Here is a 19,157-nt window from a genome sequence, read left to right as displayed (position 1 = left end):
ACCAGCTTTAATCCTTTCAGGGACACGGCGAAATTTACGATCGCCGTCACAAAGGCCCATCTCTACGTCGCCGAGCGAATGGAGACGGACAGCTATGTAAGAGAGTATCCACTCGCCCCTGAGGTCGATCTGCGCAAACCCTATCCTCCAGGATTTCGCGGCAGCACGTTCGCCGCGTCGAAGCGACCCGGATACCTGGACGGCCTCCGCTCCCCCTCCGGTCAGGAGCGTTTCACCTGCGACCCGTCCATCCGCCCAGCCACTCTTCCCGAGCCAAAATGAAACAGCCCGTTTGCCTTGGTGATGACACCAGCCACGGCGGCAAGGTCAAGACCGCCTCGTCCTCGTTTTCGTTGAATGGCGGTCGCAGGGCCGCGTTGGTGGGCGATCTCGTATCGTGCCCGTTGCACGGCGACAACCCCATCGTCGAAGGTGGCAAGGGATTTTCCGATCTCGGTCGCCCTCTTGCCGTCGGCGGCTGCCGCACTCAGTGTGGCAGCGTCCTGATCGCCAGCCACCCGGGAGTGACCATCACATGACATTGAAATGGCGTATGGCCGAGGTGCATGAAGCACCGCCGACCGCACCGATTCCGGTCTGGATCTATGTCTTCCTGTATGGGGTCATCGAGATAGCGGCCATCATCGTGACGGTATCCGCGTGGCCCCAKGGGGAACCAACCATGACGCGCTGACGCTGGCCGGCATCGCACCCGCCGCGGGACAAACTCGGCTCGAGCAAGTGCTCGAGCGCATGCTGGCGACGCTGGCGTCTTCGCTGATGCGACTATCCGGCGCAAGCGCGCTCGAAGTCATGTTGATCACTGACACGGAAGCCGACACCGTCGAGGTCTTGCGAGCCTGGCGCAAGCTGTCGCTGCCCGGCACGCCCAAGGTCAGATGGCTCGCGCATGCCGACGACTCGCCCATGATCGAAAAGTGGTTCGAAACCGGCCCTCCGGCTGACTACTGGCTGGTGCTGGCCTGTCAGCTCCACAGCGGACCGGACGCCGGCACACCGTCCTGTTCGGAGGCCGCCGCCGCGCTGCTCTTGTCGACGTCCGCAGTCCTCCAACGATCCCGTCAAACGCTCAAACCCCAGGCGTACTTGTTCAGGCCGATTCATGCCGAGTCCGATGCGATGGAGGACGCCCTGTCCACGCTAGTCATGGCGGGACAGGTGCCGTCGGCCAAGGTCCGGCACTACTGGCACAGCAGGCTGGGCAAGGCGACGCGGCACGCGGGCAAGACCGCATTGGAAGAGGCCGGTTTGCAGGTGGCCACCCATGATCTCGACCACGCCATGGGCAAGCCGGGGCCCATCAATGGATGGCTGCTTTATGCGCTGGCAGGACGCATGGTCCGGCACGGGCAGGGCGCGCAGCTGGTTGCGACGGCCGACCGCCATGGCGCCGTGCTCGGTATTGTCGGCGCTCATCCGGGAGCGCATGCGAGCGAACCTTGCGAGAGCGCCTATCTCGCCTCCGGCGTCTGGGCACTGGCAGTGACCGCGCTGGTCATCCTGATCACCATAATGAAATCACGCAGCACGGAGGGCGGGTCTGAGGCCTGGTACTGGCTACTCCTGACCGGGTTTATCCTGACTATTCCAGCGCGCGTCGCCATCAATGCATGGACACGAAAGCGGGCGACTGAGAGATTTGACAGCCTCTACTTCGGCTGACCGCCCGCCTGCGTCAGCCTACCGCGACTTCACCACGGCCTCCTTGCACGGATCCTTCCTGTCGACCGGCGCCACGCGTACCACCTCGTCGAAGCCTTCCCCGCCGCTGCCATCCTCCAGATAGCCCACGCTGAGCACTTTCGCGGCGTCGGCGCGGATCCAGCGGGGCACGCCGAGGTCGCGGCGTACGTGGCCGTTACCGGCGATCAGGACGGCGCCGCGGCTGGCGTAGGGGGCTAGCGTCCGGGCCATCACGGCGTCGCGGGCGGCCTGGGCGTTGAGCATGCCGGGCAGCATCGCCTTGGGGAAGTTGCCGCAATGGCCGGCATCGAGCGTCGCGGTCTGCGCGGCCACGACTTCCATCGGCAGCGGCTTGTCCAGCCCCAGCGCGGCCTGCTGGTCCGGCGGGAAGACCGCGCCGAGCCCGCCGCGGACGATCTTCGCGGCATCGGCGCGCGAGAGGTTCGCGGCCAGCAGCGGCAGGTCATATTGGAGCGCCAGCGCCACCACGGGCCGGTACAGCGGCCACTGCCAGCCGGCCGCGCTGCCGGCCTGGGCGATCAGGTAGTCGGCATCGCCCGGCCGTTCCTTGCGGGCGCGGTCGATGTCGGCCTGCCGCTCGCGGTCGAACTGCTCCATCGCCACCGCCGGCCGCCAGCCGGCTTCCACGGCGCGGGTCAGCGCCTGGAGCCGGGCCGCCTGCGCGGCGCCGTTGTCGTGGACCTCGCCCAGCAGCACGTACTGGCGGCTGGGGAAGGTGGCGCCGATGGCCGCCGGCGACGGCGGCTGCGTCGCGCAGCCGGCCAGCATCGCGAGCGCCATGCCAAGGATCGTCGCGCGCATCATGGCTTCGCTCCGGACGTGGCTTGTTGGGACGCCTGTTGTGACTCCGGCACGTACACCATCGACCCATCCTTCAGCCGGTAGGCCACGCCGGCCTTGATGCCGTCGCCGCTGCCCACCTGCCCGCTGGCCTGATAGCGCACGATGTTCTCCCCCTGCCGCGACACGATTTCCATATTGGGCTTGCCCGGGTTGGTGATGACCGTCACGTCGTCGTGCGTGAACGGGTTCATCGGGTTCTGGGCGATGGCCACCAGCAGGGCGGCAATCACCACCAGGAATACGTCGATCAGGTTGACGACCGACAGGATCGGGTCGTCGGCCTCGCTTTCGTCCAGGAATCTCATCGGACCGCCTCGCGCGCCTGGCCGAGCCAGACCAGTTCCTCGGCCAGCCAGCGGCGGCGCACATTGACCACCCAGAAGGTGATGCTCGCCGCGATCAGCGCCAGGATCACCGCCGAGAACGCGATGGTCAGGTTCTCGCCCACATTGGCGAGGTTGCCGCCGGACAGGCTTTTCAACGCCGGCCCCATCGGGATCATGGTGGCCACCAGCCCGAGCATCGGCGCCACGCGGGTGGCAATGCGCAGGCGCTCCAGTAGCCGGTGCGCGGCCACGTCCAGCGCGTCCGGGTGGCTGACCCCGTTGGCGTGCGCCCAGGCCACCAGCAGATAGCCGCGCCCCGATTCGATCCCATGCCGCCGGCGCAGCCACGCCTGCATGGCGAACTGGCCCAGCGCCCAGAACGCGTAGAGAAACAGCAGGCCGATCATGGCCAGCGTGGGGTACAGGAACAACTGGCCGATGTCATACATCAGCGTTTCGAGGACGGTGGGCGTCATAAATATCGTCGCGATGAATAATGAAGCGATAAATCTAACTACGTTGATTCTTCAAGGCGATGACTATCCAATGATCGCCGCTGCCAAGCCACGCATAGTACCGGCACCGGTCCCAAGCGCCCTCCTATTCCATATGCGCGGCAAAGCCTTTGCGGTCAGGCGCGATATCGTCGCGCAGCGTCAGGGCCGGAATCTCGTATTGCCCCGAGTTCTGCGGGCGATAGGGGATCGGCGCCGTCTCGAACAGCGTATCGAGCCGTGCGCCCAGCGCCTCGCGGATCGACGCGAAGCGCGCGTCATCCATCTTCCCGCTGCGATAGGAGACGAAGGGCGGCAGCACGTCGAAGCCGGGGTAGTACAGCACGCCGTGCTGGATCGGGAACAGCAGATCGTCGATGGGGCCGTTGATGCCGCGCGCGCTGTAGTGCGAGTCCCAGCCGCCCGTGGTCACCAGCAGCATCGCCCGCTTGCCCTTGAGCGAGCCTTCGCCGTAGCGGTCGCCCCAGCGCGCGTCCGAGTGCTCGCCCACGCCGTAGGCGAAGCCATAGGCGTACACGCGCTCGACCCAGCCTTTCATGATGGCCGGCATGGAGAACCACCAGAGCGGGAACTGGAAGATCACGGCGTCGGCCCAGCGCAGCTTGTCCTGCTCGGCGGCGATGTCGGGGCTTTGCCAGCCGCCTTCGAACGCGCGCTTCGAGTCGAGCGAAGGATGGAACGGCGTACCGGCCTGGCGCTCGAGCGTGTCGCCGGCGTCGAGCTGCGGCTTCCAGCCCATCGCATAGAGGTCCGAGACCTGCACCGCGTGGCCGTTGGCCGCGAGCCGCTGCATCGCAAAATCCTTGAGCGAACCGTTCAGCGAGGTCGGTTCGGGGTGGGCGTAGACAATCAGCACGTTCATGGCGGGTCTCTGTCGATGGGAAGGGATGCCCCAAGGATGGACGGCCGTCCGGTATATTAGAAATGAATTTCCAATATCCTAGGTATTGCGATGACTAATCTCAGGCGTCTGGACCTGAATCTGCTGCTGACGCTCGATGTGCTGCTGGCCGAGCACAACGTCACGCGTGCGGCAGAGCGGCTGCATTACTCGCAGCCCTCGGTGAGCGTGCATCTGGCCAAGCTGCGCGAGATCTTCGGCGATCCGCTGTTGCTGCCCGGGCCGCGCGGCATGCGGCCCACGGCCCGCGCCGAGTCCTTGCGCGAGCCGCTGCGGCAGGCGCTGGCGGCGCTGGAAGCCGCCGTGGCGCCGTCCAGCCCGTTCGACCCCGCGCAGGCGGACCACACCTGGCGCGTGGCCGCCACCGACTATGGCGAATCGACCATCGTGCTGCCGGCGCTGAGCACCATCCGCGCGGCGGCGCCGGGCACGCGGCTGGCGGTGCTCGACATGGTGCCGGCCAGCATCGCCCGGCAGGCGGAGCAGGGCGAGATCGACCTCGCCTTCCACACCTCCGATGGCGCGCCGCCCGGCCTGCGCCGCCGCGCGCTGTTCACCGAGCGCTACGTGCTGGTGGGCCGCGCCGGCCATCCGCGCCTGAAGCGGCGGCCCACGCTGGCGCAGTTTGCGGAACTGGAGCATGTGATGGTGTCGCCCGATGGCGGCGGCTTCTTCGGCGTGACGGACACCGCGCTGGCGGCGGCCGGCGCCACGCGCCGCGTGGTGTTATCGGTGCCGCACTTCCTGTTCGTGCGCGCGGTGCTGGAGCGCACGGACCTCGTGGCGATGCTGCCCGAGCGGCTGGTGCGCGATACGGTAACGCTGGAGGTGGTAGAGGCGCCGGTGGAGGTGCCCGGCTATGAGATGTCGATGCTGTGGCACGAGCGTGCCCATCGCGACCCCGCGCACCAGTGGCTGCGCGAGTGCGTCGCGCAGGCCACCAGTGTCTAGCAGGATCAGTGCGTGACCGCCGCCGGCTCGCGTTCCGCGAGCGGGTTGCCTTCCGAATCGATCTGCAGCGGCCCCGTGCCGGAGAACCGGTCGAGCGCGAGGTAGATCACCGGCGTGATGAACAGCGTGATGACCTGCGAGAACAGCAGGCCGCCCACCACGGCCAGGCCCAGCGGCTGGCGCAGTTCGGCACCGGCGCCCAGGCCCAGCGCCAGCGGCAGCGCGCCCATCACGGCCGCGAACGTCGTCATCATGATCGGCCGGAAGCGCAGCAGGCAGGCCTGCCGGATCGCCTTGGCCGGCGCCATGCCGTGGTCGCGCTGCGCCGCGAGCGCGAAGTCGATCATCATGATCGCGTTCTTCTTGACGATGCCAATCAGCATCAGCACGCCAATCGTCGCGATCAGCGACAACTCCACGTTGAACAGGAACAGCGTCAGCAAGGCGCCGATGGCCGCCGACGGCAGCCCGGCCAGGATGGTCAGCGGGTGGATGTAGCTCTCGTACAGCACGCCCAGCAGCGTATAGATCACCGCAATAGCCGCCACCAGCAGCACCACCTGCGTGGCCTGCGACGACTGGAACACCGCCGCATCACCGCCCCAGCTGGTGAAGATGGCTGGCGGCATGTCGATCTCCTGCTTGTAGCGGTCGATCTTGGCCGAAGCGTCGCCCAGCGCCGCGCCCGGCGCGAGGTTGAACGACACCGTCACCGACGGCAGTTGCCCCTGGTGGTTCACCGCAATCGGCCCCACCCGGCGCTCGGTCGTGGCAAACGCCGACACCGGCACCATCTGCCCGGTCTTGCTGCGCACGTAGAGCTTGGAGAACGCCGTCTCGTCCACGCGATCCACATCGGCGGCGGTCAGGATCACGTAGTAATTGTCGATCGGCGTGTAGATGGTCGACACCTGCCGCTCGCCAAACGCCGTGTACAGCGCCGTGCGCACGTCCTGCATCTGCACGCCCAGCGCGTTGGCCTTGTCCCGGTCGATGGTCAGCTGCGCTTCCAGGCCCGATTGCTGGGAATCGCTCGTCACATCGCGGAAGATCGGCTCGGCGCGCATCTTGGCCATGATCTTGTCGCTGTACTCCTGAAGCTGGCCCGCCTTCACGCTCTGCAGCGTGTACTGGTAGCGGCTCTTGCTCTGGCGCCCGCCCAGCCGCAGGTTCTGCACCGGCGAGAAGTACACCGCCAGCCCCGGCACGCTGGACACGTCCTTGCGCAGCGACTCCACCACCTGCGGCATCTTCGGCCGCTCGTCCAGCGGCTTCAGTTCCACGAACATCCGGCCCGTGTTGATGGCCGGCGAATTGCCGCCGCCAATCGACGCCACCACGCTCTTCACCGCCGGATTGGCGCGGATCCGCTCGGCGGCATCGCGCAGGCGGTCGGACATGGCATCGAACGAGATGTCCTGCGGCCCCTCGGCGTTGACCTGGATCTGGCCGATGTCTTCCTCGGGGAAGAAGCCCTTCGGAATCTTGACGAACAGCACGGCGGTCAGCACGAAGGTCAGCCCCGCCACGCCGAGCACGAAACGCCGGTGCGCCAGGCACCAGTCCAGGCCGGTAGCGTACTTATGGAGCGTCCACTCGAAGAGGTCCTCGAACCACTGCGTGCTGCGCATGCCAATGGTCTGCTTCTGCTGCACGCGCGGCGCGGCGGCGCTGGCCGCACCGGAGGCGTGGTCGCCATGGTCGCCATAGGCGTGCTGCGACTCGTCCACCGGCACGTTCTCGGCCGAGAGAAAGCGCGCGCAGAGCATCGGGATCAGCGTCAGCGAGACCACCGCCGAGACCAGAATCGACAGCGACACCACTGCGGCGAACTCGTGGAACAGCAGCCCGATCACGCCCGGCATGAAGAAGATCGGGATGAACACGGCCACCAGCGAGATCGAGATCGACAGGATCGTGAAGCCCATCTCGCGCGAGCCCACCAGCGCGGCCTTGAGCGGCGGCACGCCTTCCTCGATGTGCCGCACGATGTTCTCAAGCATCACGATGGCGTCGTCCACCACCAAGCCCACCGCCAGCGTGATGGCCAGCAGGGAGACGTTGTCCAGGCTGTAGCCGAACGCCTTCATCAGCGCCACCGTGCCGATCAGCGAGATCGGCAGGGACACCGTCGGTATCAGCGTGGCGGCGGCGCGGCGCAGGAACAGGAAGATCACCATCACCACCAGCCCCACGGTCAGCGCCAGCGTGAACTGCACGTCATGGATCGACTCGCGGATGGAGCGCGAGCGGTCGTTCACCACGTTCACGCTGACCGAACCGGGCATCTGCTGGATCAGGCGGGGCAGGGCGGCCTTGATGGCATCCACCACGGCCACGGTGTTGGCGTCCGGCTGGCGCAGCACGGCCAGCACGATGGAGCGCTCGTTGTTGAGCCAGCTACCGGTCTTGATGGTCTCGACGCCGTCTTCCACATCGGCCACGTCCGAGAGCCGCACCACGGCGCCGCTCGGCTGGCTGGCCACGATGATGTTGCGGAACGCCTCGGCGCTGGTCATCTGCCGATTGGCCTGGATGGTCAGGGTCTGGCGTGCGCCGTCCAGCGTGCCGACCGGCGTATTGGCGTTGGCGCGGTTCAGCGCGGTGGCCAGCTCGTCGAGCGTGAGCCCGCGCGCCGCCAGCGCGTCCGGGTGGGCGCGCACGCGCACCGAAAAGCGCTTCTGGCCGAAGATCTGCACCTGCGCCACGCCGGGCAGCGTGGCCAGCGTCGGGGAAATCAGGTTGTCGCCGAACGCGTTCAGCTCCGCCAGGCTCATCGCGGGCGAGTTGATCGCCAGCAGCAGCACCGGCGCATCGGCCGGGTTCACCTTGCGGTAGGACGGCGGCACGGTCATCTCGATCGGCAGCGAACGCTGGGCGCGGAACAGCGCCGCCTGCACGTCCACGGCCGCATCGTCGATGTTGCGGTCGCTGTTGAACTCGATCGTGATGCTGGAGTTGCCCAGCGTGTTGGACGAACTGATGACGGTGACGCCCGGAATCGTGGCGAACTGCTTCTCCAGCTGCGTGGCCACCGAGGCGGCCATGGTCTCGGGGCTCGCCCCGGGCAGCGTCGCCGTGACCTGGATCACCGGCGAGTTGAAGCTGGGCAGCGCCGCGATGGGAATCGTCGGATACAGCACGATGCCCGTCACGATGACGGCCAGGCACAGCAGCACCGTCATGACGGGCCGGCGGATACAGAGTTCGGACAGCGTCATGGTCTAGTGCTTGTCTGCCACGGCCGCCGGGGCAGCCGGGGATGAGGCGTCGCGCGGGCGGGCCTCGCGCACCAGCGCGCCGGGGCGCAGGTTCTGCGCGCCCTCGGTCACCACGCGGGCGCCGGGCTGCACGCCCTCGACCACGGCGGCGGCGGCGGTGGTGGCCACCACGGTCACCGGCACGCGCGTCACGGTGTGGTCCGCGCCCACGGTGTAGACGAAGCGGCCTTCCGGGCCGGTGATGACGGCCTGCGGCGGCACGCTGAGGGCGCCCCGAAGCACCTGCACCGTGGCGCTGACGTTGGCGTAGGTGCCCGGCCAGAGCCGCTGCGCCTGATTGTCGAACATCGCCTTCACGCGGATGCTGCCGTACTGCGGGTCCACGGTGTTGTCGACGAAGGTGATCTTGCCGGTCACGGGGGCCTTGTTGCCGTCGTTGGGCACGGCGGTCACCTCGACCGGGCCAGCGTGCAGCGCCTCGCGCAGCGCGGCGAGCTGGCGCTCGGGCAGCGTGAAGCTGACGGTAACCGGCGAGATCTGCGCCACGGTCACCATCGGCGTCACCGTGGCGGGGGTGACGAGCGAGCCCGGGAAGACGTTGATCACGCCGGTGCGGCCGCCAATCGTCGCGCGGATGGCGCCGTAGCTGATGGCCACGCGGCTGGCCTCGATCGCGGCCTGGTCGGCGCGGATGGTGGCCTCGAAGCCGTCCAGCTTGGCCTGGGCCGTATCCACGGCGCTCTTGGAGACGAAATTGCGCTCCAGCAGCTCCTGGCTGCGCGAGAGCGTGCGGCGGGCATCGGACAGGTCGGCCTGGTCGCGCATCAACTGGGCGCGGGCCTTGGCCAGGTTTGCCTCGTCCATGCGGGTGTCGAGCGAGAACAGCAAATCGCCCGGCTTCACAGTCTGGCCTTCCTTGATATGCACGGTCTGGACGGTGCTGGACACCTGCGGCCGCACCTCCACGGTCTGCATGGCCGTGACGGTGCCGTTGGCGGTGACTTCCAGCGGTACATCGCCCTGCTGGACGATGGCCGTGGCCACCGCCGTGACGGTCGGGCCCTTGGCCGCCGGCTTGGGCGCGAACCACGTCTTGTAGCCAAACCAGCCCGCCCCGGCAATGACGATCACCGCCACGATGGCGATCCAGGGCGAAGTGCGGCCGCGCCCCGTGCTGGTGGACGCGCTCCAGTTGCCATCGACGAAGCCCTTGGGCCGGTCGATCCCGTCTGTTTTCATGTGAGGACCCTCAAACACCGCATGGCGCGCGCCCGCTCCCCGGCACCGGCTTCTTGGAACCGGTTTGCCCGCGCAAACCACTACTAGTACCGCGCCTTGGCTTTTCAGGCCAGCGCGTCGTATTACAACCTGTTACAGCGCCAATAGGGGATAGGCGGGCCGGGGGAGGGAGATCTGGCCCGAAGACGCTTGTATCTGACTTAAAACATTAGCAGAAAAGCACGGTCGGGCCACTCCGGACTAACGCTGGAAGGGGGTGGAACGTCGATTTCGTTACGGATTGGTGCGCCGATTGATGTTTTCCACCGACACTTCACGCGGCCCCGGGATCACCACGGCGGCATCGCCGGCCCGGATCACCCCCGGCGTGGCCACGCTCAGGTACACGCCCGAATAGCCGCTGCGCACCATGTCGCGCACCGCCTGGGCATAGCCGAGGATGGCGTTGAGCTTGTAGCAGGGCTGGCGCGGTGCGCGCACCACCAGTTCCACCTCGCCCACGCGCAGCTGGTCACCTATCCACAGGGCGGATTCGAGCAGCCCCTGCAGGGTCAGGTTCTCGCCCATGGCGCCGAAGGCCAGCGGGCGCTCGGCCTCTTCGACACCGGCCTCGCGGCGGCGCGCGTTCCACCAGGTGTAATGCTCGATCGGGTACGCATAGACCGCCCGGTCCCGCCCGCCGTGAACGGTCAGGTCGGCCTGCTCGTCGCCGGCCAGCCCGCGCAGGTGCACGCCGACGGCAATCGGATGATGCAGCGTACTGAGCGGATGCTTGCGGATGGCGGAGAGCACTACGGCTTCGGTGCCGGCCCCGGCCACCACCAGCGGCAGGCGGATGCCGACATTGACGGCCAGCACGCGGCCGGTGGCGCCACCGCCCGAGGCGGCTGGGTTGGGACGGGGATCGGTCTCGGCCACGGTACGCCCTCCTTGCGTGTGCGGGGCCGCGCGGGCTCGTGGTCCCGCGCTGCTTTGGGACTGCTACGACATCTGCTACGCGCTGCGCGGTGTCCAGTGGCAGCCGAGCGCCCGCGCCCGCTGCGAAATCGCCAGTCCGAGCGCGATCAGCACCGCCGCACCCCAGTGCAGCGCATCGGGCCCGGCCAAGGTATAGATGGCCGCCCCGGCCATGGCGCCCAGCGCCTGGCCCAGGTAAATCGAAGAGGAATTGAGCGAGATGGACGCCGCGGCCTGGTCCGGCCCCAGCAGCACCAGCCGGGCCTGCTGGGCGCTGTTGGTGGCGAATCCGCCCACGCCCCAGAGCATGAACAGCGCCACCAGCGCGCCAACATGCCAGCCGGCCAGCGGCCACAGCAGCATGGCGGCCAGCGAGGTGGTCAGCGCCACCTGCACGATGCGGCTCGGCGTCACGCGGTCCATGCGCGAGGCGGCCACCACGTTGCCGGTCACGCCGCAGATCCCGTAGGCCAGGAACATCAGGCTCAGCGCGCCGCCGCTGATACCGAAGCGGTCCCGCATCAGCGGGGCGATGTAGGTAAACATCGTGAACATGCCGGCCGACTGGATCATCGTGGTGGTCACCACCAGCATGATCGGCTTGTGGCGCAGCACGGCCGCCCACGCCTTGCGGCCCACCGGCGCCACCTGAAGCCCGGCCGGCAACGCGCGCCAGACCGCCATCGACACGATCAGCGACAGCCCGCCCACCAGCCCCATGCTGACGCGCCAGCCCAGCGTGCTGGAAATGAACGTGCCCAGCGGCACGCCCACCACGCTGGCCACGCTCCAGCCCAGAAAGACAAAGCTGATGGCCCGCCCGCGCGTGCGGGCATCCACCAGCAGCGGCAGCGTGGCGGCGGCCTGCGGGGTGTAGATGGCGGCGCCGATGGCCGTGACGAAGCGGATCGCCATCAGCATGGCGAAGCTGGGCGCCAGCGCGGCGGCGAGGTGCATCGCCCCGTAGACCAGCAGCGCCCCGGCCAGCAGCAGGCGGCGGTCGATGCGGGAGCCGATCGTGGCGAACAGCGGCGCGCCCACGCAGGTGGCGATGGCGAACACCGAGATCAGCTGACCGGCCGTGGCGGCGCTGAGCGCGAAATCGGCGGCAATGTCGTTGAGCATGCCGGTGACGATCATCGCGCCGGTGCCGATGACGAAGTTGCCGACGCACAGCGCCAGGAGCCTGGGATCCATGAAATTTAGGGGGATGGGGCGACAGATTGCCCCGAGTGTAGCGGCTTTGGCGCAATCCGGACCGGCGCCAATGTGGGGAAGGAGACGCTCGCCGAGCGTCTCCATGGGGGCTGCGGCCCCCGGCCGCACTGTCTAATAACTTAGCGCGACAGGGTGGGCGTCAGCGCCTTGGGATTGGCCACGCTTTCGTGATTGCCGTCCAGCACGTCGAGGATGTTCTGGAACGCGGTGCGGAAGTACAGCTCGTAGCTGTCGCGCTCCACATAGCCCAGGTGCGGCGTGCAGATGCAGTTCTCCATGCGCAGCAGCGCGTGGCCCTGCAGGATCGGCTCGGACTCGAATACGTCCACGGCCGCCATGCCGGGGCGGCCCCGGTTCAGCGCGGCGACCAGCGCGCCATCCTCGATCAGCTCGGCCCGGCTGGTGTTGACGAACAGCGCCGTGGGCTTCATGCGCTGCAGGTCGGCCAGCTTGACGATGCCGCGCGTCTCGTCGTTCAGGCGCAGATGGAGCGACAGCACGTCGCTCTCGGCAAACAACTGCTCGGCGGACGCGGCCACGTTCAGCCCGTCCTCACGCGCAGCCTGCTGGGAGGCCTCGCGGCCCCAGACCAGTACGTTCATGCCGAACGCTCGCCCGTAGCCGGCCAGCAGCCGGCCGATCTTGCCGTAGCCCCAGACACCCAGCGTCTGGCCGCGCAGCACCTGGCCCAGGCCGAAGTTGGGCGGCATCGTCGTCGATTTCAGCCCCGACTGCTGCCAGGCGCCGTGCTTCAGGCTGGCCACGTACTGGGGAATGCGGCGCTGGGCCGCCATGATCAGCGCCCAGGTCAGTTCGGCCGGGGCCACTGGCGAGCCCACGCCCTGGAGCACGGCCACGCCGCGGTCGGTGCAGGCGTCGATATCCACATGGCCGCCGGCGCGGCCGGTCTGGCTGATGATCTTCAGGCGCGGCAGCTTTTCAAGTAACTGACGCGTCACACGGGTGCGCTCGCGGATCAGGACCACGGCTTCCACATCGGAGAGGCGCGCGGCCAGCTGGCCCACGCCCTTGACGGTGTTGTTGAACACCTTGACGTCGTGGCCTTCCAGCAGGGCGAAGCACGGCAGCTTGCGCACCGCGTCCTGGTAATCGTCGAGAACGGCAATCTTCATCGGTGACTCTTTGGCTTGAGGAGCGACATCGGGGCGGCGGCTTGGTGCGCACGGCAACAGAATCAGCGCGCGCCCGACAGTATTGTGGGCCGACCTGACGCAACATTGAACCCAGACATGGCTCGTTCCGCATCCGCGTGCGCCCTTGCCGACCCGCCAAAACGGGGCGCCGGATGCCTCGGCACAATGTTGCGCAGCAAAAAACAGGCGGAGTTTGCGGTGGTATCCTTGCCCGCTTCTGCGACGCGGCAGGCCGGATGCGACGGTAGAGCCACGCTCCCGCCCATCGCCCCGCGCCGCCGGACAAAGCCCGACCGGCCCCTGCCGCCCGCCATATGCGGGCGAAGCGCAACTGTAGCGCAGCCGCAGGGACCGCTGCGACCCTTGGGCGGATTTGCTTGTTGCGTAGTTGTAACGGGATGTGACGATTGCGTGCCCGAGTGCCCCATGTCGAACATGGCGCACCGGGCCTCTCATTCCCTCACGCTATGGACGGCGCCGCCCCGGGAGCCTGACACGGTACCCGGCAGGGCTTTGCCAAGGTTTCTTTCTCGCTTTGGAGTAGCTGTATGAACCACCCCACAATGCAAGGCACCCCGGCACTGAACGTGCCGTCCTGGGTCAAGAACCAGAAACTGGTCGCATGGGTTACCGACATCGCCACACTGACCAAACCGGACAGCATCTATTGGTGCGACGGTTCCCAGGAGGAGTACGACCGCCTGTGCGAACAGATGGTCGCTGCCGGTACCATGCGCCGCCTGAACCCCGCCAAGCGCAAGAACTCCTTCCTGGCACTGTCCGATCCGTCCGATGTGGCGCGCGTGGAGGATCGCACCTTCATCTGCTCCGAGAAGAAAGAGGACGCCGGCCCGACCAACAACTGGACTGCCCCGCGTGAGATGCGCCAGACGCTGTCCGGCCTGTTCGACGGCTGCATGCGCGGCCGCACGCTGTATGTGGTGCCGTTCTCGATGGGCCCGCTGGGCTCGCCGATCGCCCATATCGGCGTGGAACTGTCCGATTCCCCGTACGTGGCCGTCAACATGCGCATCATGACCCGCATGGGCCGCGCCGTGTATGACGTGCTGGGCGCCGACGGCGAGTTCGTGCCGTGCGTGCACACGGTCGGCAAGCCGCTCGCCGCTGGCGAGAAGGACGTGCCGTGGCCGTGCAACCCGACCAAGTACATCGTCCACTTCCCCGAAACCCGCGAGATCTGGTCGTTCGGCTCCGGCTACGGCGGCAACGCGCTGCTGGGCAAGAAGTGCTTCGCGCTGCGCATCGCCTCGACCATGGGCCGCGACGAAGGCTGGCTGGCCGAGCACATGCTGATCCTCGGCGTGACCTCGCCCGAGGGCAAGAAGTACCACGTGGCCGCCGCGTTCCCGTCGGCCTGCGGCAAGACCAACTTCGCCATGCTGATCCCGCCCAAGGGCTTCGAGGGCTGGAAGGTCACCACCATCGGCGACGACATCGCCTGGATCAAGCCGGGCCAGGACGGCCGTCTCTACGCCATCAACCCGGAAGCCGGCTACTTCGGCGTGGCCCCGGGCACGAGCGAGAAGACCAACTTCAACGCCATGGCCACGCTCAAGGAGAACGTGATCTTCACCAACGTGGCGCTGACCGATGACGGCGACGTGTGGTGGGAAGGCATGACCAAGGAAGCCCCGGCGCACCTGGTCGACTGGCAGGGCAAGGACTGGACGCCCGCCATCGCCCGCGAAACCGGCGCCAAGGCCGCCCACCCGAACGCGCGCTTCACGGCGCCGGCCTCGCAGTGCCCGTCGATCGACGAGAACTGGGACAACCCGGCCGGCGTGGCCATCGATGCCTTCATCTTCGGCGGCCGCCGCAGCACCACGGTGCCGCTGGTGACCGAGGCCCGCAACTGGACCGAAGGCGTCTACATGGCCGCCACGATGGGCTCCGAAACCACCGCCGCGGCCGCTGGCCAGCAAGGCGTGGTGCGCCGCGACCCGTTCGCCATGCTGCCGTTCTGCGGCTACAACATGAGCGACTACTTCGGCCACTGGCTGGCACTCGGCAAGAAGCTCGAAGCCGCCGGCGCCAAGCTGCCGAAGTTCTACTGCGTGAACTGGTTCCGCAAGGACGCCGACGGCAACTTCGTCTGGCCGGGCTTCGGCGAGAACATGCGCGTCCTGTCGTGGATGATCGACCGCGTGGAAGGCCGCGGCCAGGGCGCCGAGCACGTCTTCGGCACCTCGCCCCGCTACGCGGACCTGAACTGGAGCGGCGTGGACTTCTCGGAAGCGCAATTCCAGCAAGTCACCTCGATCGACCACGCCGCCTGGCAGCAGGAACTGGCGCTGCACGACGAACTGTTCACCCAGCTGCAGCACAACCTGCCGCAGGATTTGGTGGAAACGAAGGACAAGCTGGCCAAGCGGCTGGCAGCCTGAGGGTTCGGGTTGGAATGAAGAAGGGCGCCGCAAGGCGCCCTTTTTTATAGGCTATCGTGAATGAGACGCTCGACTTTGCCGAGGAACGCCTCGTGGCTGATTCCCCAGTCGATTTCTTCACGAAACTCCCTGCGATAGGCTTCCTCGAAGTCTCCCGCGTGCTTCGACCTGAATGTCTCGATGTCGCGGAGCACCCGCCTTCGTGTCGCCCCGTCCGACTCGAAAATGTACAGATCCGTCAGGTCTTCGATGCTGTTTCCGAACAGATCAAAATCCTGGTTGAAGTAAGCGCCTAGCAACTGCCATAAATCGGGATACCGGGTTTTGCTCATGGTCGACAATCGGATATGCGGTCAGGATGAAATACGGCATGCCGTTATAGGGCTCGCGGCACAGCACGACAGCGAGTTTGTTCCCATCGTGCGTTGTCCCGGTTTTCCGGGAGGCGACCTTGCCAGTGGATCTGGCCGTGGTTTGCTCTAGTGCGAATCGCGTCGCGCCATAGCCTTCTGCCCATTTCGCTATCCGGCGCCTGTTCGCATGCACGGCCGCGGTGATGGCCAACTCCGCCGTGTCGCAATCCAAAAATGACGATGCCGCTCGCAACCTGGGTTCTTGCGAAAGCCTTTCCCACAATTGCGCTTCCGTGTGGCCGACATGTTCGCGCAACGTATGGCCACCTTGCTGGCCCATGCGGAGCGGCTCTCCCGCCAGCAGCGCCTCTAGTTGCTCCGCGCTCATGACAATGCGTAGGCCATCTATCTCGTCTTCTTGCGTCATCGGCGAATCTCGATAAAGGAGAGGCCAGACCCTACCGTTCTACCGTATGTGGGGGATTGAGATGACGCAACGTCAGGCGGGAACAAGGAAATTGCGAGATGGCCACCCACGATGGAGCGGGCGCCGGTTGTCTCCCCTCTCCCACTGAGGGGAGAGGGAGCAAACCTCGTGGCAGGGAACTGCCACTTGGGCGCCGTTTGCGGCGTCGCCGCCGTACCTACCGATACAACACCTGCGGCAGCCACAGACCAATCCCCGGGAAGATATAGAGCAGCGCCAACGCCAGGATCTGGATCGCCATGAACGGCAGCATGCCGGCGAAGATCTGGTTCAGGGTGACGTGGGGTGGGGCCACGCCCTTGAGGTAGAACGCCGCCATCGCCACTGGCGGGGAGAGGAAGGCCGTCTGGAGGTTCAGCGCCACCAGCAGGCCGAAGAACAGCGGGTCGATGCCGAAGTTGTCGAGCAGCGGGATGAAGATCGGCATGAAGATGATGATGATCTCAGTCCATTCCAGCGGCCAGCCGAGCAGGAAGATGATGACCTGCGCCAGGATCATGAACTGCACCGGGGTCAGGTTCAGGGACAGTACCCACTCCTCGACCAGCGCCTGGCCGCCCAGCAGGGCGAAGGCGGCGGAGAAGATGGACGAGCCGACGAACAGCCAGCACACCATCGCGCTGGTCTTGGCCGTCAGGAACACCGAGTCGCGCACCACGCCGTAGTTGAGCTGGCCGTACGCCAGGGCCAGCAGGGCGCCGCCGAGCGAGCCGACCGCCGCCGCCTCGGTGGGCGTGGCCAGGCCGAAGACGATGGAACCCAGCACCGCCAGGATCATCACGGCCAGCGGGAAGAACGACGACAGCAGCATCTTGAAGATCTCGAGCCGCGCGAAGTCGAACCGCCAGTAGAAATACACCAGCAGCAACGCCACCACGGCCAGCGTCACCCAGAACCACGTGGGGGCGGGTCGGGATTCGGCGGTGGCATCGGCTGCCCCATCGGCGGCTGGCTTCGCCAGCGTCGGCTTGGCCTCGGCGGGTGCCGGGGCCGGCATCTGGGCGATGGGCGGGGCGGCGGGCGTGGCCGGCGTCAGCGCATCGGCCGCCGGGCTGGCTTCTTCGGGAGGGGCCTGGAGACTGTCGAACGATGCCTCCCCCTCGGAAGATGACGATGACGACGACACCGCGCCCATCTCCTCGAGCCCGCCCGCGCCGGCGGCCACCAGCGGCGAGGTCACGGCCGCGTACATCAGGCTCATCGACACCGCCACGAAGACCGCCGGCATCAGCGTCACGCCGAGCTGGCGCGCCACGTCGCGCATCGGCACATCGACATTGCGCCGGCCCTTGAGCCCCACCATCAGCGCCGGCAGGGCGCGCCGGCTCACGGTGTCGCGCAGCGTGGTGGCCATCGGCGAGAGGCGCACCACGCGCTCCTCGGCCGACAGCGGCGGCGCCAGCGCCGGCCGCAGCTTCGCCAGCACAATCACATAAACGATATAGAGCCCCGCCAGCAGCAGCCCGGGGAAGAATGCGCCCGCGTAGAGCTGCACCACCGACACCCCGGCCGTGGCGCCATAGACAATCAGCAGCACCGATGGCGGAATCAGGATGCCCAGGCACCCGCCCGCCGTGACCGCGCCGGCCGAGACCGACGTGCTGTACCCGGCCCGCAGCATGGCCGGGAACGCCAGCAGCCCCATCAGCGTGACCACCGCCCCGACGATGCCCGTGGCCGTGGCAAACACCGCGCAGGTGATCAGCGTGGCCACCGCGAGCGAGCCCGGGATCCACGCCAGCGCCAGGTGCAGGCTGCGGAACAGCTTCTCGATCAGGTTCGCGCGCTCCACCAGGTAGCCCATGAACACGAACAGCGGGATCGAGATCAGCACGTCATTGGTCATCACCGCGTAGGCCCGCTGCACCATCAGGTCCAGCGTCTGCTCCACGGCGATCTCGGGATTGGCGTGCCGGTACGCGAGCCAGGCGAACAGCACCCCCATGCCCATCAGCGTAAAGGCGGTCGGGAAGCCGAGCATGATCGCCACCACGATCAGCGCCAGCATCAGCAGCCCGAGATGGCCGTTCGTCCAGTCCGCGGGCGATGGCATGAACACGAACACGGCGCCGACAATCAATATCATCAGCGACAGGCCGAACCACAGTTCCTTTCTCATCGCGCGATGCCCTCGTATTTTTCCGAAGTCTTGGCCGGTGCGGGCTCGACTGGCGACGCGGGTGTCGCCAGCACGTCCTCGCTGCTCACCATCTGGCGCAGCTTGTCCACATCCACTTCCTCCACGTCATCCTCGCGCGCCGGCCAGCGGCCCTGCTTCAGGCAGACCACGCAGCGGATCACCTCGGCCACGCCCTGCAGCAGCAGGAAGGCGCCTGCCACGGGAATCATGGCCTTGAACGGGTAGATGGGCGGCCCGTCTGCCGCGATCGACGAATGCTCGTTCTGCGCCAACGAGACCTCGAAGAAGTCGATACCGGCCCAGGCCAGTGCGATCACGCCGGGGAAGAAGAAAAGACAATAAAGTACGAGGTCGATGCCTGCCTGCGCGCGTGGCGAGAGAAAGCCGTAGAGGATGTCGCCGCGCACATGACCGCGCTTGGCCAGCGTGTAGGCGCCGGCCAGCATGAACAGCGCGCCGTAGAGCATGTTGCTCACGTCGAACACCCACGCATGGGGCGTGCCCAAGGCGTAGCGGGAGAAAACCTCGTAGCTGATGATCAGTGTCAGCGCGACGATCAGCCACGACGCGGTCTGGCCGACGAAGGTGCTGATCCTGTCGATCCCGAACAGGAGCTTTTGCACGGAGATGCCTTTTCAGGGAACGGTGAGGAAGACGGCCGCCGGCGGGCCCGCGCCATCATGCGCGCCCGCCGCCTGCCTTGTAGCGTGGACCCAGCCTCG

At 67.1% G+C, this 19,157-nt stretch carries 18 protein-coding genes and 1 pseudogene; 6 read left to right on the top strand and 13 right to left on the bottom strand.

Annotated features, from left to right (window positions below; translation table 11 throughout):
* From AC1DEL_RS25120 to AC1DEL_RS25105, 4 genes and pseudogenes are all read left to right on the top strand, one after another.
* Positions 1-282 (top strand): annotated as a pseudogene (locus AC1DEL_RS25120) (T6SS immunity protein Tli3 family protein); the annotation flags it as partial.
* On the top strand, positions 279-539 hold the full coding sequence (locus AC1DEL_RS25115) for a PAAR domain-containing protein (protein ID WP_250024935.1): 261 nt from the start codon (positions 279-281) through the stop codon (positions 537-539). The pseudogene AC1DEL_RS25120 and the gene AC1DEL_RS25115, both read left to right, overlap by 4 nt.
* Entirely contained in the window at positions 536-694 is a 159-nt protein-coding gene (locus AC1DEL_RS25110) for a hypothetical protein (RefSeq protein ID WP_477159209.1), read from the top strand. Before AC1DEL_RS25115 ends, AC1DEL_RS25110 begins: the two co-directional genes overlap by 4 nt.
* A 59-nt stretch (positions 695-753) precedes the next feature.
* Entirely contained in the window at positions 754-1,683 is a 930-nt protein-coding gene (locus tag AC1DEL_RS25105) for a hypothetical protein (protein ID WP_477126364.1), read from the top strand.
* An 18-nt stretch (positions 1,684-1,701) separates the two neighbouring features.
* Here the strand turns inward: AC1DEL_RS25105 and AC1DEL_RS25100 are convergent, their stop codons facing one another.
* From AC1DEL_RS25100 to AC1DEL_RS25085, 4 genes are all read right to left on the bottom strand, one after another.
* Positions 1,702-2,529, bottom strand: coding sequence for a ChaN family lipoprotein (locus AC1DEL_RS25100; RefSeq protein ID WP_477126363.1), 828 nt, complete (start codon positions 2,527-2,529; stop codon positions 1,702-1,704).
* Entirely contained in the window at positions 2,526-2,873 is a 348-nt protein-coding gene (locus AC1DEL_RS25095; protein WP_477126362.1) for a DUF2149 domain-containing protein, read from the bottom strand. Before AC1DEL_RS25095 ends, AC1DEL_RS25100 begins: the two co-directional genes overlap by 4 nt.
* A complete protein-coding gene (locus AC1DEL_RS25090; protein WP_477126361.1) occupies positions 2,870-3,370 on the bottom strand; it encodes a MotA/TolQ/ExbB proton channel family protein in 501 nt (166 codons plus the stop codon). Before AC1DEL_RS25090 ends, AC1DEL_RS25095 begins: the two co-directional genes overlap by 4 nt.
* Before the next feature lie 124 nt (positions 3,371-3,494).
* Entirely contained in the window at positions 3,495-4,271 is a 777-nt protein-coding gene (locus tag AC1DEL_RS25085) for an NAD(P)H-dependent oxidoreductase (RefSeq protein ID WP_477126360.1), read from the bottom strand.
* A gap of 90 nt (positions 4,272-4,361) precedes the next feature.
* Between AC1DEL_RS25085 and AC1DEL_RS25080 the strand changes: the two genes are divergently transcribed.
* Complete coding sequence (locus AC1DEL_RS25080; RefSeq protein WP_477105423.1) at positions 4,362-5,261, top strand: LysR family transcriptional regulator; 900 nt, start codon at positions 4,362-4,364, stop codon at positions 5,259-5,261.
* A gap of 5 nt (positions 5,262-5,266) precedes the next feature.
* Here AC1DEL_RS25080 and AC1DEL_RS25075 read toward each other — a convergent pair whose 3' ends face one another.
* From AC1DEL_RS25075 to AC1DEL_RS25055, 5 genes are all read right to left on the bottom strand, one after another.
* A complete protein-coding gene (locus AC1DEL_RS25075) occupies positions 5,267-8,482 on the bottom strand; it encodes an efflux RND transporter permease subunit (RefSeq protein WP_092291034.1) in 3,216 nt (1,071 codons plus the stop codon).
* A 3-nt stretch (positions 8,483-8,485) separates the two neighbouring features.
* Positions 8,486-9,721: an efflux RND transporter periplasmic adaptor subunit gene (locus tag AC1DEL_RS25070; RefSeq protein WP_092291032.1), complete on the bottom strand. Its 1,236-nt coding sequence runs from the start codon at positions 9,719-9,721 to the stop codon at positions 8,486-8,488.
* 273 nt (positions 9,722-9,994) lie between these two features.
* Positions 9,995-10,639, bottom strand: coding sequence for an MOSC domain-containing protein (locus AC1DEL_RS25065; RefSeq protein WP_092291030.1), 645 nt, complete (start codon positions 10,637-10,639; stop codon positions 9,995-9,997).
* A 75-nt stretch (positions 10,640-10,714) separates the two neighbouring features.
* Entirely contained in the window at positions 10,715-11,875 is a 1,161-nt protein-coding gene (locus AC1DEL_RS25060; RefSeq protein ID WP_092291028.1) for an MFS transporter, read from the bottom strand.
* A gap of 140 nt (positions 11,876-12,015) precedes the next feature.
* On the bottom strand, positions 12,016-13,029 hold the full coding sequence (locus tag AC1DEL_RS25055) for a D-2-hydroxyacid dehydrogenase family protein (protein ID WP_092291026.1): 1,014 nt from the start codon (positions 13,027-13,029) through the stop codon (positions 12,016-12,018).
* Positions 13,030-13,598: 569 nt separating this feature from the next.
* On the opposite strand from AC1DEL_RS25055, the gene AC1DEL_RS25050 reads away from it, so the two are divergent.
* Positions 13,599-15,455 carry a phosphoenolpyruvate carboxykinase (GTP) gene (locus AC1DEL_RS25050; protein ID WP_441591575.1) on the top strand — a complete coding sequence of 619 codons (1,857 nt, stop codon included), beginning with the start codon at positions 13,599-13,601 and terminating at the stop codon, positions 15,453-15,455.
* 44 nt (positions 15,456-15,499) lie between these two features.
* Here the strand turns inward: AC1DEL_RS25050 and AC1DEL_RS25045 are convergent, their stop codons facing one another.
* The 4 genes from AC1DEL_RS25045 to AC1DEL_RS25030 form a co-directional block, all read right to left on the bottom strand.
* Positions 15,500-15,787, bottom strand: a complete 288-nt coding sequence (locus tag AC1DEL_RS25045; protein ID WP_177219848.1) for a contact-dependent growth inhibition system immunity protein — start codon at positions 15,785-15,787, stop codon at positions 15,500-15,502.
* Positions 15,723-16,235, bottom strand: coding sequence for an RNase A-like domain-containing protein (locus AC1DEL_RS25040; RefSeq protein WP_441591577.1), 513 nt, complete (start codon positions 16,233-16,235; stop codon positions 15,723-15,725). The genes AC1DEL_RS25045 and AC1DEL_RS25040 overlap by 65 nt, the downstream gene beginning before the upstream one ends.
* 217 nt (positions 16,236-16,452) lie before the next feature.
* Positions 16,453-18,414: a TRAP transporter large permease gene (locus AC1DEL_RS25035; RefSeq protein WP_092291020.1), complete on the bottom strand. Its 1,962-nt coding sequence runs from the start codon at positions 18,412-18,414 to the stop codon at positions 16,453-16,455.
* Entirely contained in the window at positions 18,411-19,058 is a 648-nt protein-coding gene (locus tag AC1DEL_RS25030) for a TRAP transporter small permease subunit (protein ID WP_092291018.1), read from the bottom strand. Before AC1DEL_RS25030 ends, AC1DEL_RS25035 begins: the two co-directional genes overlap by 4 nt.
* Positions 19,059-19,157 lie beyond the last annotated feature (99 nt).

The organism is Cupriavidus sp. 10L43_2, assembly GCF_056395265.1.
This window is presented reverse-complemented; position numbering and strand designations above follow the sequence as displayed.